General features: G+C 63.8%; 13 protein-coding genes. 8 read left to right on the forward strand and 5 right to left on the reverse strand.

Annotation, left to right across the window (positions count from 1 at the left end):
• Positions 1 to 7 precede the first annotated feature (7 nt).
• The 4 genes from ACWPW1_RS02680 to ACWPW1_RS02695 all read left to right on the forward strand — a co-directional run bounded on the left by ACWPW1_RS02680 (position 8) and on the right by ACWPW1_RS02695 (position 4,528).
• On the forward strand, positions 8 to 601 hold the full coding sequence (locus ACWPW1_RS02680; RefSeq protein WP_059313319.1) for an anthranilate synthase component II: 594 nt from the start codon (positions 8 to 10) through the stop codon (positions 599 to 601).
• Complete coding sequence (trpD, locus tag ACWPW1_RS02685) at positions 602 to 1,651, forward strand: anthranilate phosphoribosyltransferase (RefSeq protein WP_059313320.1); 1,050 nt, start codon at positions 602 to 604, stop codon at positions 1,649 to 1,651.
• The gene (gene trpC, locus ACWPW1_RS02690; protein ID WP_434775643.1) at positions 1,648 to 2,475 is read left to right on the forward strand and encodes an indole-3-glycerol phosphate synthase TrpC; all 828 of its coding nucleotides are present in this window, start codon (positions 1,648 to 1,650) and stop codon (positions 2,473 to 2,475) included. The genes trpD and trpC overlap by 4 nt, the downstream gene beginning before the upstream one ends.
• Before the next feature lie 271 nt (positions 2,476 to 2,746).
• A complete protein-coding gene (locus tag ACWPW1_RS02695; RefSeq protein ID WP_434775644.1) occupies positions 2,747 to 4,528 on the forward strand; it encodes a BCCT family transporter in 1,782 nt (593 codons plus the stop codon).
• A 58-nt stretch (positions 4,529 to 4,586) separates the two neighbouring features.
• Here ACWPW1_RS02695 and crp read toward each other — a convergent pair whose 3' ends face one another.
• Positions 4,587 to 5,231: a cAMP-activated global transcriptional regulator CRP gene (gene crp, locus ACWPW1_RS02700; protein ID WP_017640369.1), complete on the reverse strand. Its 645-nt coding sequence runs from the start codon at positions 5,229 to 5,231 to the stop codon at positions 4,587 to 4,589.
• Between the two features lie 209 nt (positions 5,232 to 5,440).
• Between crp and ACWPW1_RS02705 the strand changes: the two genes are divergently transcribed.
• Both ACWPW1_RS02705 and speD read left to right on the forward strand, forming a co-directional pair.
• Positions 5,441 to 5,863, forward strand: a complete 423-nt coding sequence (locus ACWPW1_RS02705) for an OsmC family protein (RefSeq protein ID WP_271653717.1) — start codon at positions 5,441 to 5,443, stop codon at positions 5,861 to 5,863.
• Between the two features lie 265 nt (positions 5,864 to 6,128).
• Positions 6,129 to 6,923 carry an adenosylmethionine decarboxylase gene (speD, locus tag ACWPW1_RS02710; RefSeq protein ID WP_059316808.1) on the forward strand — a complete coding sequence of 265 codons (795 nt, stop codon included), beginning with the start codon at positions 6,129 to 6,131 and terminating at the stop codon, positions 6,921 to 6,923.
• A 56-nt stretch (positions 6,924 to 6,979) separates the two neighbouring features.
• Here speD and ACWPW1_RS02715 read toward each other — a convergent pair whose 3' ends face one another.
• The 3 genes from ACWPW1_RS02715 to ACWPW1_RS02725 form a co-directional block, all read right to left on the reverse strand.
• Positions 6,980 to 8,239, reverse strand: a complete 1,260-nt coding sequence (locus ACWPW1_RS02715) for a cation:proton antiporter (RefSeq protein ID WP_454252310.1) — start codon at positions 8,237 to 8,239, stop codon at positions 6,980 to 6,982.
• A 199-nt stretch (positions 8,240 to 8,438) separates the two neighbouring features.
• A complete protein-coding gene (locus tag ACWPW1_RS02720; protein WP_059313325.1) occupies positions 8,439 to 8,630 on the reverse strand; it encodes a hypothetical protein in 192 nt (63 codons plus the stop codon).
• A gap of 88 nt (positions 8,631 to 8,718) precedes the next feature.
• Positions 8,719 to 12,225, reverse strand: coding sequence for a bifunctional diguanylate cyclase/phosphodiesterase (locus tag ACWPW1_RS02725; protein ID WP_454252311.1), 3,507 nt, complete (start codon positions 12,223 to 12,225; stop codon positions 8,719 to 8,721).
• Between the two features lie 370 nt (positions 12,226 to 12,595).
• Here ACWPW1_RS02725 and ACWPW1_RS02730 point away from each other — a divergent pair, with 370 nt between their 5' ends.
• Both ACWPW1_RS02730 and ACWPW1_RS02735 read left to right on the forward strand, forming a co-directional pair.
• Positions 12,596 to 12,955, forward strand: a complete 360-nt coding sequence (locus ACWPW1_RS02730) for a BON domain-containing protein (RefSeq protein WP_017640375.1) — start codon at positions 12,596 to 12,598, stop codon at positions 12,953 to 12,955.
• Positions 12,956 to 13,032: 77 nt separating this feature from the next.
• On the forward strand, positions 13,033 to 13,485 hold the full coding sequence (locus ACWPW1_RS02735) for a PA2169 family four-helix-bundle protein (RefSeq protein WP_271653721.1): 453 nt from the start codon (positions 13,033 to 13,035) through the stop codon (positions 13,483 to 13,485).
• Positions 13,486 to 13,540: 55 nt separating this feature from the next.
• Here the strand turns inward: ACWPW1_RS02735 and acs are convergent, their stop codons facing one another.
• Entirely contained in the window at positions 13,541 to 15,484 is a 1,944-nt protein-coding gene (gene acs / locus ACWPW1_RS02740; RefSeq protein ID WP_434775647.1) for an acetate--CoA ligase, read from the reverse strand.
• Positions 15,485 to 15,499: the final 15 nt, after the last annotated feature.

The following is a 15,499-nucleotide window of genomic DNA, read 5'->3' on the forward strand; positions in this document are numbered from 1 at the left end:
GCCTGCCATGTTGCTGATGCTGGATAACTACGATTCCTTCACCTACAACCTGGTGCAGTACCTGGGCGAGCTGGGTGCCGAGGTCAAGGTGGTACGCAACGACGAGGTGCCGGTCGAGGCGATCGAGGAACTGGCCCCGGAGCGCATCGTCGTCTCCCCCGGTCCCTGCACACCCAACGAGGCGGGTATCTCCCTGGCTACCCTGGAGCGCTTCGCCGGCAAGCTGCCGGTACTGGGCGTCTGCCTGGGCCATCAGAGCCTGGGTCAGGCCTTTGGCGGTGAAGTCGTGCGCGCGCGCGAGCCGATGCACGGCAAGACCAGTCCGGTCTATCACAATGGCGAAGGCGTCTTCGCCGGCCTACCCAATCCCTTCACCGTGACCCGCTATCACTCGCTGGTGGTCAAGCGCGAGACCCTGCCCGAGTGCCTGGAGATCACCGCCTGGACCCAGCATCCGGACGGCAGCATGGACGAGATCATGGGGCTGCGGCACCGCGAATTCATGATCGAAGGGGTGCAGTTCCATCCCGAGTCCATCCTCACCGAGCATGGCCACGATCTGCTGGCCAACTTTCTCCAGCAGCAGGGAGGGCGTCGTTAGATGGACATCAAGCAAGCCCTGGATCGCATCAGCGGGCAACTCGACCTCAACGTGGCGGAGATGCAGGCGGTGATGCGCCAGATCATGACCGGTGGCGCCGACGAGGCGCAGATCGGTGCCTTCCTCATGGGCATGCGCATCAAGAGCGAGACCATCGACGAGATCTGCGGCGCGGTCAGCGTGATGCGCGAACTGGTCACCCCGGTGGCGCTGCCGAGCCTCGACCATGTGGTCGACGTGGTAGGCACCGGCGGCGACGGCGCCAATATCTTCAACGTCTCCTCGGCCTCGGTGTTCGTGGTGGCGGCGGCAGGCGGCAAGGTGGCCAAGCACGGTAATCGTGCGGTCTCCGGCAAGAGCGGCAGCGCCGACCTGCTGGAGGCGGCCGGCATCTACCTGGAGCTGACGCCTGCGCAGATCGCCCGCTGCGTCGAGCAGGTGGGCGTCGGCTTCATGTTCGCCCAGTCGCACCACAGTGCCATGCGCCATGCCGCCGGCCCGCGCCGTTCGCTGGGGCTGCGCACCCTGTTCAACATGCTTGGCCCGCTGACCAATCCGGCCGGTGTCCGTCACCAGGTGGTCGGGGTGTTCAGCGCCGCACTGTGCCGGCCCCTGGCCGAGGTGCTGCAGCGCCTGGGCAGTCAGCATGTGCTGGTGGTGCATTCCCGCGATGGCCTGGACGAATTCAGCCTGGCCGCCGCGACCCAGGTGGCCGAGCTCAAGGACGGCAGCATCAGCGAGTACCAGGTGCTGCCGGAGGACCTGGGCATCAAGAGCCAGACCCTGGTCGGCCTGACCGTGGACAGCCCCGCGGCCTCCCTGGCGCTGATCCGCGATGCCCTCGGTCGACGCAAGACCGAAGCCGGGCAAAAGGCCGCCGACATGATCGTGCTCAACGCCGGCGCAGCGCTCTACGCCGCCGATCTCGCCCATAGTCTTCATGAAGGGGTACTCTTGGCTCACGACGCGCTCTACAGCGGCCTGGCCCGGGAAAAGCTGGATGAGCTCGCCCATTTCACATCCGTCTATCGAGAGGAGGGTCGCCTGTGAGTGTGCCAACCGTGTTGCAGAAGATCCTGGCCCGCAAGGCCGAGGAAATCGCCCAGCTCAAGGCCCGTACCAGCCTGGCCGAACTCGAGGCCCTGGCCCGTGCCGCCGATGCACCACGCGGTTTCGCCCGCGCCCTGCAGACCCAGGTGGCGCGCAAGGAAGCGGCGGTCATCGCCGAGGTGAAGAAGGCGTCGCCAAGCAAGGGCGTGATCCGTGAACACTTCGTGCCAGCCGAGATCGCCCGCAGCTACGCCCTGGGTGGGGCTACCTGCCTGAGCGTGCTCACCGACGTCGATTTCTTCCAGGGCGGTAACGCCTACCTGCAGGAGGCCCGCGGCGCCTGCGAACTGCCGGTGATCCGCAAGGACTTTCTCGTCGATCCCTTTCAGGTAGTGGAGGCTCGTGCCATCGGTGCCGACTGCATCCTCCTGATCGTCGCCGCGCTGGACGATGGCCTGATGGGCGAATTGGCCGCCACCGCCAAGGCTGTCGGCCTGGACGTGCTGGTCGAGGTCCACGACGGCGCCGAGCTGGAGCGCGCGCTCAAGGTGCTGGACACCCCGCTGGTGGGCATCAACAACCGCAACCTGCATACCTTCGAGGTCAGTCTCGAGACCACGCTGGAGCTGCTGCCGCGCATTCCTCAGGATCGCCTGGTGATCACCGAAAGCGGCATTCTCAATCGCGCCGATGTGGAGCTGATGGAGGTCAACGAGGTGCGTTCCTTCCTGGTGGGCGAAGCCTTCATGCGCGCCGACGAGCCAGGGCAGGAGCTGCAGCGGCTGTTCTTCCCTGACCGGCGCTTCCCGCTCATGGACGCCTGACTGTTCAGGCGCCTGAACGAGGCCTCGGTGGCGACCACCGAGGCCTTTTTTTATGCCGCAAGGTGACCCAAGTCGACTCGCGCCTACCTCAAACGGCGGGAACGACCTCCGTGTACCCGCTGCCGACGAGGGGCTTTGTTTCCTGACGCCTAAACCCGGTTAATGACCTTCGACCCGCTGAACCGTGGCGGGTCGAGGAGTCGGTCGGCCATCGCGAGGTGCGCCGGGCTCCGCCGCATCAGGCTATCCATAACCAGGGCAAGCAAGAACCATGGCAACGGAAGAAAAAAGCGAAACACTTGATATCAGCGTCACCGATCCCTCTCGGACCGAAGAGGCGCGGCGTGATCGTCGACTTGCCGGGACCACCGATTGGGTGGTCTTCGGCATCACCAGCATCGCCGCTCTCGCCTTCGTGATCTGGGGATTCGTCAACCAGGTCAGTCTGGCCAGCAGCGCCTCGACTGCCCAAGGCTGGGTGATCACCCACTTTGGCTGGCTGTTCGTTCTCACTTCCACTGGCTTCGTGGTCTTCGTCATCTGGCTGGCTGCCAGTCGCTACGGACGCATTCCCCTGGGACGCGACGACGAACAACCGGAGTTTCGCACCCTGTCGTGGGTGGCGATGATGTTCAGCGCCGGGATGGGTATCGGTCTGATGTTCTTTGGCGTCGCCGAGCCGCTTTCGCACTACCTCAATCCGCCGCCCGGCGGCGCGGCAGGGCAGAGCAGCGCCGCCCTGCAGGTGGCCATGGCCACCACGCTGTTCCACTGGACGCTGCATCCCTGGGCGATCTACGCCGTCGTCGGTCTGGCCATCGCCTATGGCACCTATCGCCGGGGGCGCTGCCAGCTCATCTCGGTCGCCTTCCGGCCGCTGATCGGCGAGTACGCCAATGGCCCCCTCGGTCGCGTCATCGACATGATGGCGATCTTCGCCACCCTGTTCGGTTCGGCCGCCTCCCTGGGCCTGGGCGCCCTGCAGATCGCCGGTGGCCTCGAACACAACGGCTGGATCGAGCAACCGGGCAAGCTGCTCTACATCAGCATCATCACCGTGCTGACGGTCGCCTTCGTCATCTCCGCCGTGTCGGGCGTGGAGAAGGGCATCCAGTGGCTGTCCAACACCAACATGGTGCTGGCGGTGGCCCTGGCGCTGTTCGTCTTCATCGTCGGCCCGACGCTCTTGATGCTCAACCTGCTGCCTACCGCTATCGGCGACTACATCGACCTGCTGCCGGAGATGATGGCTCGCACCAGTGCCAGCGGCGGTGAGGCCATGGGCAACTGGCTGTCCAGCTGGACGGTGTTCTACTGGGCCTGGTGGATTTCCTGGACGCCCTTCGTCGGCATGTTCATCGCCCGCATCAGTCGCGGTCGCACCATCCGCCAGTTCGTTACCGGCGTGCTGCTGGTGCCGAGCCTGGTCAGCGTGGTCTGGTTCGTCATCTTCGGCGGCGCGGCCATCGACGCCATGCGCCTGGGCGCCTTCACCCTGGTCGACGGCGCGGTGAACAGCAACTTCGCGCTCTATGACCTGCTGGCCAGCTATCCCTGGGTCTCGGTGACCTCGGTGCTGGTCATGGTGCTGGTGGCGATCTTCTTCGTCTCTGGCGCCGACGCCGCTTCCCTGGTGATGGGCACCCTGTCCGAGCGCGGTACCACCGAGCCCTCGCGGCGCACGGTGATCTTCTGGGGCGCCCTCACCGGCGCGGTGGCGGCGATCATGCTGGCCATCGGTGACCCGGGCAATCCGGGGGCGGCCCTCAATGGCTTGCAGAACCTGACCATCGTAGTCTCGCTACCCTTCGTGGTGGTCATGGCGCTGCTGTGCCTGGCGCTCTACCGCGATCTGCGCTGCGATCCGCTGATGCTGCGGCATCTGCGCGGTACCGAGCTGATCGAGAAGGCGGTGCTCTATGGCGCGGTCAAGCACGGCGAAGAATTCCACTTCGTCGTGGGGGAGCCCAAGGCCAAGGGTAACGGCGAGAAGACCGTTGGCGAGAAAGCCACGGTGCGGGTAGAGAAGGTGGAAAAGCAGGTCCAGGTCTGATGCCGGGACTGGCGGGGGCGTCTGCCCCCGCCGGCTGGCGGAGGCGCGCCGCGAGGGTTCAGCGGGTGCCGAACACCACCATGGTCTTGCCCTTGACGTGGACCAGACCCTGTTCTTCGAGGGACTTCAGCACGCGACCGACCATCTCGCGGGAGCAGCCGACGATACGGCCGATTTCCTGGCGGGTGATCTTGATCTGCATGCCATCCGGGTGGGTCATGGCGTCGGGCTGCTTGCACAGGTCGAGCAGGGTGCGGGCTACGCGACCGGTGACGTCGAGGAAGGCCAGGTCGCCGACCTTGCGGGTGGTCTGGCGCAGCCGCTCGGCCATCTGGCGGCCCAGGGAGAAGAGCATGTCCGGATCATGCTGGCTCAGTTCGCGGAACTGGCCATAGCTGATCTCGGCGACTTCGCACTCGGTACGGGCGCGTACCCAGGCACTGCGCTCGGGTTCGCTACCTTCCTTGGAAAACAGACCCATCTCGCCAAAGAAGTCCCCGGCGTTGAGATAGGCAATGATCATTTCGCGGCCTTCATCGTCCTCGATGAGGATGGTGACCGATCCCTTGAGGATGAAGAACAGGCTCTCGCTGTTGTCGCCAGCGTAGATGATGGTGGTTTTTGCCGTATAGCGACGACGCGAGCAATGCGCTAGCAGCTTGTCGATGTGCTGTAACTTCGCGGGAGGGATGATAGCGGCCATGCTGATTCCTGAGGTTGAAAGCTAACCTGAGTCGGGGGCACCGATGTCCGAACCGGTGCATGCATAGGCTGCGCCGGTTCCAATTCAAAGACCGGATAAGAACACGCGCAGCTTAAATGCGAGCTGAATAACCCTACACTGGTACCCAGTTTACGCCATTCAGCATGTTAAGCTGATCACCATTTGCATATATAAGTAGGACGAAAGCGATGAAAGCGCGCATTCAGTGGACGGGCGAGGCCATGTTCCTCGGCGAGTCTGGCAGTGGCCATGTAGTGGTCATGGATGGCCCGCCGGAAAGCGGCGGTCGCAACCTGGGCGTACGGCCGATGGAGACCGTGCTGATCGGTCTGGGCGGCTGCGCCAGCTACGACGTGGTCAGCATCCTGCGCAAGGCGCGGCAGCCGGTGGAGAGCTGCGAGGCGTTCCTCGAGGCCGAGCGCGCCGATACCGAGCCCAAGGTGTTCACCCGCATCCACTTGAAGTTCGTGGTCAAGGGGCGCGGTCTCAAGGAAGCCCAGGTCAAGCGCGCCATCGAGCTGTCGGCGGAAAAATACTGCTCGGCGTCCATCATGCTTGGCCGCGCCGGCGTCGAGATCAGCCACAGCTACGAACTCGTCGAACTCGCCTGAATCCCTCGCCCGCGACGCCCGTTCAGGCGTCGCTACCCGCGTCATCCCCTTCTCGCCGACATCAATTCATCACCTGAGCCCGGCAGACTCTGGCCCCAGCCGCTGCCGATCTGCATAATGCGCCGCTCTTAAGGGGCATGCCCCGATAAGTACAGCCAATCGCCATCGCGAAGAGGTGTTCGCCGCCCTACGCAGCTTGCGCAATCCGCAACTGACGGGCATTCAGGACCGCGGTCAGAGACCGCACGACGGGAGCTTTACCACCGTGAAAAGCAAACTCAGGCTTCATGGTTTCAACAACCTGACCAAGACCTTGAGCTTCAACATCTACGACATCTGCTATGCCGAGACGTCGGAAGATCAACAGGCCTATGTCCAGTACATCGACGAGGAATACGACGCCGAGCGTCTGACCCAGATACTGACCGACGTGGTCGATATCATCGGGGCCAACATCCTCAACATCGCCCGCCAGGACTACGATCCCCAGGGTGCCAGCGTGACCATCCTGATTTCCGAGCAACCGGTCGAGCCGACCGAGAGCCAGATCGAGGAGTCGCCCGGCCCGCTGCGCGAGACCATCCTTGGCCACCTGGACAAGAGTCACATCACGGTGCACACCTATCCGGAGATTCATCCGGATGACGGCATCGCCACCTTCCGCGTCGACATCGACGTCTCCACCTGTGGCGTGATCTCCCCGCTCAAGGCCCTGAACTACCTGATCCACCAGTTCGACTCGGACATCGTCACCGTGGATTACCGGGTGCGTGGTTTCACCCGCGACATCGAAGGGCGCAAGCACTTCATCGACCACGAGATCAATTCGATCCAGAACTACCTGTCCGAGGATACCCGCGCGGCCTATCAGATGGTCGACGTGAACGTGTACCAGGACAACCTGTTCCACACCAAGATGCTGCTCAAGGAATTCGAACTGGACAACTACCTGTTCGGCGACGCCTCCCGCAGCCTCTCGACCGAACAGCGCCAGCAGATCACCCAGCGTCTCAAGCACGAGATGCGCGAAATCTTCTCCGGACGCAACCTGCCGCGCTGATCGCTTGGCTGTTGCTCAAAAAACCCCGCCACGGCGGGGTTTTTCGTTTCCCGGGCTCAGTGATGCTCGTCGCGCGCGACCGGTGCGGCACCGGTCACGCTCTTGACCACCCGGCCGATGGTCAGGCCCTGGCCGAGGATGGAGACCAGTACCACGATATAGGTCAGCGCCAGGATCAGATCCCGTTCCGGACCGGCTGGCAGGCTCAGGGCGAGGGCCACGGAGACACCGCCGCGCAGGGCGCCCCAGGTAAGGATGCGCGCTGTGCCGCGGGTCATGTTGCGCCAGTGCGGACTCAGCAGTACCACCGGTGCCACGCTGATCCAGCGGGCGAAGAGAATCGCCAGGGTCACCAGCAACGCCGCGCCCAGGTGGGTCCAGCTGAAGGGCAGCACCAGCAGCTCCATGCCGATCAGGGCAAACAGCAGGGCGTTGAGGATCTCGTCGATCAATTCCCAGAAACCGTCCAGGTAGCGCCGAGTAAAATCGTTCATGGCCTTGGTGCGACCCAGGTTGCCGATGATCAGGCCGGCCACCACCATGGCGATGGGGCCGGAGACGTGCAGGTGACTGGCCAGGGTCGAGCCGCCGATCACCAGCGCCAGGGACAGCATCACCTCGATCTGGTGCTGCTCGATGCTCAGCATCAGCCAGTAGCAGATAAAACCGATCACCAGGCCAAAGAGGATGCCGCCGCCGGCTTCTTCGAGAAACAGCCAGAGCGCGGTGTTGGCCGTGGGCGTCTCGCCCAGCTGGATCACCCCCAGCAGCACCGAATAGACCACCACGGCGACGCCATCGTTGAACAGCGCTTCGCCGACGATGGTGGTTTCCAGCGACTTGGGCGCGCCGGCCGAGCGCAGGATGCCGAGCACGGCGATGGGGTCGGTGGGGGAGATCAGGGCACCGAAGATCAGGCAGTAGAGCAGGTCGATGTGCCAGCCCAGCCAGCCGAAGATCCAGTAGGTCAGGTAACCGATCAGTACCGTGGAGATCACCACGCCCAGGGTGGCCAGGCCACCGATGGCCCACCTGTAGTCACGCAGGTCCTTGAGATTGACGTGCAGGGCGCCGGCGAACAGCAGGAAGCCGAGCATCCAGTTCATCAGCAGGTCGTTGAAGTCGATCTGCCCGAGCAATTCGCCGATGCGGTGCTCGAGACCGGGAAAACCCAGCCAGGACAGGCTCTGCAGGCCGACCGAGAAGATCAGCGCGATGACCATGACGCCGATGGTGGGTGGCAGGCCAATGAAGCGGAAGTTGAGGTAGGTGAGCAACGAGGTGAAGCAGATGAAGGCAGCAGCGAGTTCGAGCATGGGCGTTCCAGATCCATCAGACAACGAGACCCCGCGAACGCGGGAGCTAGGGGTAGGATGGGGCGGATGCCGCAAAAGTTACATTATCGATAGCCTGCTATCCGAATTCTCGTTGGAAAGAAGGTGCACCGCGCTCTACCCAGGCGGGTAACGCCTGAGCAGGGCAAGGTGCGTGACGCAGAGACGAACGTCGTCGTGGCTAGAGCGAAGCTGCGACTCCGAGTGCGGTCTCGCGCAGGGGCAGCGGGTGGGGCGCGGCGATACGTGCCTCCAGAGTCGCCACGTAACTGCGGGCATCCGCTTCGCTAAGAAAGGTAATGGCCTGCTTGTCGATGCAGACCTGCCAGGCACTGGTGGTGGACTTGCGCAGGGGACGAACCACGATCTTCATGCTGATACCCTCGGGGACAGACGAAAAGTGGAAACCCGAGTCTAGAGTGGTTTTGATTGCAGAACAGTGACACTCGTCAGTCCGCTGGCTAGGCGCGTGCGCGTTGCCGCTCGGCATACCAGGCGGCGAACTCCTCGGGAGGCAACGGCGGACTGAACAGGAAACCCTGGCACTGCTGGCAGCCCAGCTTGCGCAGGATGTCCCATTGTTCGGTGGTCTCCACCCCTTCGGCCAGGACGTCCAGGCCCAGGCCCTGGCCCAGGGCAACGATGGCCGCGGCGATGGCCTGGCTGCTGTGGGTACCGCTGTCGCTGCGCAGTTCGTGCATGAAGCTCTGATCGATCTTGAGCTTGTCGAGCGGAAAGCGGCGCAGGTAGGCCAGCGAGGAGTAGCCGGTGCCAAAGTCGTCCACGGCGATACGCACCCCGAGCGTCTTGAGGGTCGCCAGGGACATCAGCGCTTCCTCGACGTTGTCCATCAGGGTGCCTTCGGTGATCTCCAGTTCCAGGTTCTCGGCGGGCAGGCGACTGCGCGCCAGGGCGCGGGAGATGGTGCTGGCCAGGTCACGCTTGGCGAATTGCCGGGGCGAGATGTTGATCGCCAGGGTCTCCAGTTCCAGCCCCTGCTCCAGCCAGCTGCGCATCTGCTGGCAGGCACTCTCGATGATCCAGTCGCCCAGCGGCACGATGAGCCCGGTCTCTTCGGCCAGGGGAATGAACTCGGTAGGCGGGATGAGCCCCAGTTCCGGGTCCAGCCAGCGCACCAGGGCTTCCACGCCGATGGTCTGGGCCGAACTCACGCTCATCAGCGGTTGGTAATGCAGGACGAAATCACCGCGCTTGAGCGCCGTGCGCAGTCGCGATTCGAGATTCAACCGACGCCGTGACTGCTCGGTGAGAGCCTGGGTATAGAAGCGGAAGGTATCGCGACCCTGATCCTTGGCCTGGTGCATGGCGGTGTCGGCATTGCGGATGAGGTCGTCGGCGGTGCTGCCATCGTCGGGGAAGAGACTGATGCCAATGCTGGCGCTGAGGTAGATGTCGTGGTCGCCCAGGTGGAAGGGTTGTTCCAGCTTGTTGAGCATCGCCTGGGCAATCTGGGCGGCGAACTCGGGGCGGTCCAGACGCTCGATAATGACCAGGTATTCATCACCGCCGATGCGGGCCAGGGTGATGTCCTCGCTGAGCAGGGCGCGCAAGCGGGCGGCGAATTCCACCAGCAGTTCGTCGCCCAGGGCATGGCCATGACTTTCGTTGACCGTGCGGAAGTGATCGAAGTCGAGAATCAGCACGGCGACCAGGTATTCCTGGGGTTCCGCAAGGGCCAGCGCGTGTTCGAGGTGGGTACGCGCCAGCAGGCGGTTGGGGAGGTCGGTCAGCGGATCGTGGTGGGCGAGGTGGCTCAGGCGCGCCTCGCTCTCCCGCAGCCGGGTGGTATCGCTGACCGTGACCGTGTATTGGCGTCTTTCCCGGGGGTAGAGGGTGTCGATGGTGGTCCAGGCCGGAAAGGTGCTGCCATCCAGGCGAGGCCAGAGTAGCTCGCCTTCCCAGCGACCCTCGCGGCGTACGGTGCGCCAAAGCTCGCGATAGAAGCGCTGATCCTGCCGGCCCCCGCTGGGCAGCCCGAGACGCTGGCCGAGCAGGGTGCCCTCCTGGGCGCCCAGCAGCCGGGCGAAGGCCGGATTCACCGCCAGGATCCAGCGACGCTCGTCGAGCAGCAGCAGGCCATCGCGACTGTTCTCGAACATCGCCGCAGCCTGGCGCAGGCTCTCCTCCTGCTGTTTGCGCAGGGTGATGTCCTGAGCGGTACTGATGAAATACTGCGGCAGGCCCTGATCATCGCGGATCAGCCGGGTGGTGACGTTGGCCCACACCGGCTGGCCGCTGCGATGAAGATAGCGCTTTTCCAGGGTGTAGCGATCCTGGCCGGTCTCGATCAGCTGTTTCCGCAGCGCGGCGCCGAGGGCACGCTCTTCCGGATGAGTCACCGAGGCGATGTCGCGTTGCAGCAATTCCGCTTGCGAATAGCCGAGCATCTGGCAGAAGTGATGATTGATGCTCAGCCAGTGGCCGTCCAGGTCATTCAGCATGATGCCGGTATAGGCCTGTTCGAAGATGCTGCGGTAGCGGGCTTCGCTGGCTTGCTGGGCCTGGACGGCGCGCTGTTGCCGAATGGCCAGCACCGCCAGGCGGGTGAACTCGGTGATCAGGGTCTGGGTTTCCGGCTCGGGTAGCCGCGCCTCGCCATAGTAGATCCCCAGCGCGCCCACGGCGCGCTGTTGCTCGTCCTGCAGGGGCAGTGCCCAGGCGCCGCGAATGCCCGCCGCCAGGGCTGCCGGCAGCAGGAACTGCCAGGCCGGATCCAGTTCGATGTCGATGGTGAACACGGGGGCATTGCCGGTGACGGCGGAACAGCAGCCCTGGTCGTGGCGACCGCGGGGGATACCTTCCAGCGCCGCCTGAAAGGCGGGCGGCAGGCTGGGCGCCGCGGCGACGCGCAGGTGCTCGCCCTGATCGTCCAGCAGCAGGGCGACGCGCATCTCGGGATAGATGCGTTCCAGTCGCAAGGCGATGCCCTGCTGGATCTCCGCCAACGGCAGGCCGGTGAGCAGGTCGTCGAGCACGTCGCTGCGGGCCTGCTGTAACTGCTGCGCCTGGTAGTCGTGATGAATGTCGGTCAGGGTGCCCTGGATTTCGCCATCGAGGCCGGCGCGCAATTCCATCTGCATCCAGCGGTGGCTTTCCACCGACTGCCGCAGCCGCACCACGCCGTTCCAATGCAGGCGCTGACCCGCCGCGAAATCGGCGACCAGCTGGCGCAGCCGGGCGCCATCCTGGGGATGAAAGGCCTGGTCCAGGGGGTGGTTGAGTTGCTGGGCCGGAGGTTGACCGGTCAGGCTTTCCCACGCGGGATTGAGGAATTGCCAACGGCCGCGGTGATCGCTGGCGAATATCACCAGCGGCAGATGCTGGACCAGTTCGCGATAGCGTCTCTGGCTGTCCTGCAGGGCCTGCTCGGCCAGCTTGTGGCTGGTGATGTCGACCAGGGCTCCGCGGGTAACGCCAGCTTCGTCGAAGTCGCTCTGCCAGTTGAGCCAGCGCCAACTGCCTTCGCCGTCATCGAAGTGCGCGGAAAAGTTCAGCGGCCCCTGCATGTGCTGCAGGCGTTCGAGCATGCTGCGGACATGGTCGCGATCCTCGGCGCGCGCGCAGGCCACGACCGTGGCGAAATCCAGCGGATCGCTGTCCTTGGGCTGGTGCAGCATCACCAGGGTCCGTTCGGAGCAGAGCAAGCGGCCATTGGGCAGCAACTGCCAGTCGCCGGTATTGGTGAGTCGCTGGATGAAATCCTGGGTACCGCGCTGGGTCTGCAGTTCTTCGATGAACCCTTCGCGATGCCTGACCTGTCGCTGCATCAGTCCATACAGGACCAGCGACAACAGGCTGATAAAGCCCAGGCTTTTCAAGGTATGCCAAGGATAGGCACTGTCCTGATCGCCGACCAGGACATGCAGCAGCCCATCGCTACCGATCACCCAGAGGGCACTCAGCAACAGATAAATCAGGGCAATGCGCGCAGGAGAAAGAGGCCGCATCCCGGATCCTCAAGGCCCGATCGTAGGTGTCGGGTTCAGTTCAGCATTGACCGGATAAAGGTGCAGCAGTTCTGGTTTGGCCACCCGGCAATCCCTCTTTCTATCGTGCGGCATCGGTCGACGCATCACGCGGGCAACTACCCGGACTAGACGTCCCACCCAGAGTCGTCTGACCTCGTGCAATTTACCAGACGAATTTTCACCTTTCTTGCATTTTGCCTGCTGGCTAGCAAGGTGAAATATATATAAGTTATTGATTTTTAATAACTTTTTATGGGTTTGGAATTCATCGCGACCGTTGCGCTCTACATCTAGGTCGCTGCTGCCAGGACCTGAGCGCAGTACAACCAAGGAAAACAGGAGTCATCTCATGAAAAAGACTTTCGGTACTTTCGCCCTCGCTGCCGTCACCGCTTCCGTACTGAGCCTGCCGCTGGCCGGCGGTGCCTTCGCTGCCACCAGCCAGAACATGACCCTGGCCGCCAATAACACCATGGACAAGACCGAAGAAGCCGCATCCGATACCTGGATCACCAGCAAGGTGAAGGCGTCTTTCCTGGCTGACGAACACATCAAGGGCACCTCGATCAAGGTGGAGACCAACAAGGGCGTCGTCTCCCTGTCCGGCACCGTGGCTACCGAAGCCCAGCGCGACCTGGCGATCAAAGAAGCCAAGGCCATCAAGGGCGTCAAGGCCGTCTCGGCTGACGCGCTGAAAGCCGCTCAGTAAGAACGCCTGGTAACCCCGGCACGATGGCAGCGTCGCATGCTGCCATCACCCTTTATCCTTCACCCCGGAGAACTGACATGACCAACACGACCGAAACCCTCAACGATCTGATCGAGATCGCCCGTGACGGCAAGAATTTCTACGAGCACGCCCTCACCGAAGTGAAGAACCCCGAACTCAAGGCCCTGTTCACCGAGATCGCCCAGAGCAAGGGCGAGATCATCAGCGCCCTGAGCAGCCAGGTATCGGCCGCTGGTGAAAAGCCCGCCGAGCAAGGCACCTTTGCCGGCAGCTTCCGCAAGTACTACACCGACGTCAAAACTTCCTTTGCCAGCAAGGAAAAGGAAGAGGTCACCTACGTCAGTGAACTGGAAGAACAGGAAGACCGCCTGTTGCACGCGCTGGAGCGTGCCGTGAATGAACATGCCACGCCGGATGCCCAGGCCAGCCTGCGCAGCCAGCTCGAAAAGGCCCGTGCGACCCATGATCGCATGCGTGACCTGAAGCACCGGATGCAAGCAGCCCACTAAGGCCGCAGCCCAAAGAAAAGCCCCGCCTAGGCGGGGCTTTTCTTTGGGCTGCGGCCTAGCCCTGCGGGGCGCGGTTGAGACGAGCGTCGATAAGGCTGTCGACTACGGACGGGTCGGCCAGGGTCGAGGTATCGCCCAGGCTGTCCAGCTCGTCGCAGGCGATCTTGCGCAGGATGCGCCTCATGATCTTGCCGGAGCGGGTCTTGGGCAGCACCGGCGCCCATTGCAGGAACTCCGGCTTGGCGAAGCTGCCGATCTCGTCGGCTACCTGCTGACGCAGCCGAGCCTTGAGTTCATCGCTCGGCGTTACCCCGCCCTTGGTGGTAACGAAGGCGTAGACCGCCTGCCCCTTGACCTCGTGCGGGCAGCCCACCACGGCCGCCTCGGCCACGTCCGCATGCTCGGTGAGGACGCTTTCTACTTCCGCCGTACCGATGCGGTGGCCGGAGACGTTGAGCACGTCGTCCACCCGCCCGGTGATCCAGTAGTAGCCGTCTTCGTCCCGCCGTGCGCCGTCGCCGGTGAAGTAGTAGCCCGGATAGGCACTGAAATAGGTGTCGATCAACCGCTGGTGATCGCCATAGACGGTGCGGATCTGACTTGGCCAGCTGGCCTTGATCGCCAGCACGCCGCTGCCGGGACCGTCGATTTCCTTGCCCTGTTCGTCCAGCAGAACCGGCTGGACGCCAAAGAAGGGCAGGGTGGCCGAACCTGGCTTCAGCGCCAGGGCACCGGGAGGCGGCGCGATGAGGATGCTGCCGGTCTCGGTCTGCCACCAGGTGTCGACGATGGGGCAGCGCCCTTCGCCCACCACCCGGTGATACCACTCCCAGGCCTCCGGATTGATGGGTTCGCCGACGCTGCCCAGCAGTTGCAGGCTCTGCCGCGAGGTGCGCTGTACCGGCTCGTCGCCTTCCCGCATCAGGGCGCGCAAGGCAGTGGGAGCGGTATAGAAGATATTGACCTGGTGCTTGTCTACCACCTGCCAGAGGCGACTGGCGTCGGGATAGCTCGGCACGCCTTCGAACATCAGGGTAGTGGCGCCGTTGGCCAGGGGCCCGTAGACGATGTAGCTGTGGCCGGTCACCCAGCCGACGTCGGCCGTGCACCAGAAGACCTGACCTTCATGATAGTCGAACAAATACTTGAAGCTTAAGGTCACGCCCAGCAGATAGCCCCCGGTGGTGTGCAGCACGCCCTTGGGCTTGCCGGTGGAACCGGAGGTGTAAAGGATGAACAGTGGATCCTCGGCGTCCATGGGCTCCGCCGGGCAGTCGGCGGAGACGTCGGCCACGGCCTGGGCATAGGGCAGGTCGCGACCTTCCTGCCGGCCCACCGCGGCGCCGGTACGCTCGACCAGCACCACGGTGTGGACGTCCGGGCACTTGGCCAGGGCCTTGTCGACATTGGCCTTGAGCGGGACGCGCTTACCACCGCGTACGCCCTCGTCGGCGGTGATCACCACCCGGCAGTCGGAGTCGAGGATGCGATCACGCAATGCCTCGGGCGAGAAGCCGCCGAATACCACCGAATGGACCGCACCGATGCGGGCGCAGGCCAGCATGGAGTAGGCCGCCTCGGGGATCATCGGCAGGTACAGGCAGACCCGGTCGCCCTTCTTCACCCCGCGCGCCTTGAGCACATTGGCCAGGCGGCAGACGTGTTCGTGCAGCTGACGATAGGTGATGGTCTGGCTGTCGGCGGGATCGTCACCTTCCCAGACGATGGCGGTCTGGTCACCGCGGGCGGCGAGGTGGCGATCAATGCAATTGTAGGCGACGTTGAGCTGACCGCCGCTGAACCAGCGGGTACGCCCCTCGCGCATATCGCCGCTATGGACTTCGTCCCAGGTGCGCGACCAGTCGAGCAGGGCGCTGGCCTGCTCGCTCCAGAAGCGTTCCGGCTGGTCCACCGAACGCTGGTAGAGCTCGCGATAACGGGCTTCATCGAGATGGGTGCGCGCACTCAGGCTCTCGGGCACGGGATAGCGTTGGCTCATGGCCGGCTCCTTCTT

It is taken from the genome of Pseudomonas sp. Marseille-Q7302, from assembly GCF_965111925.1.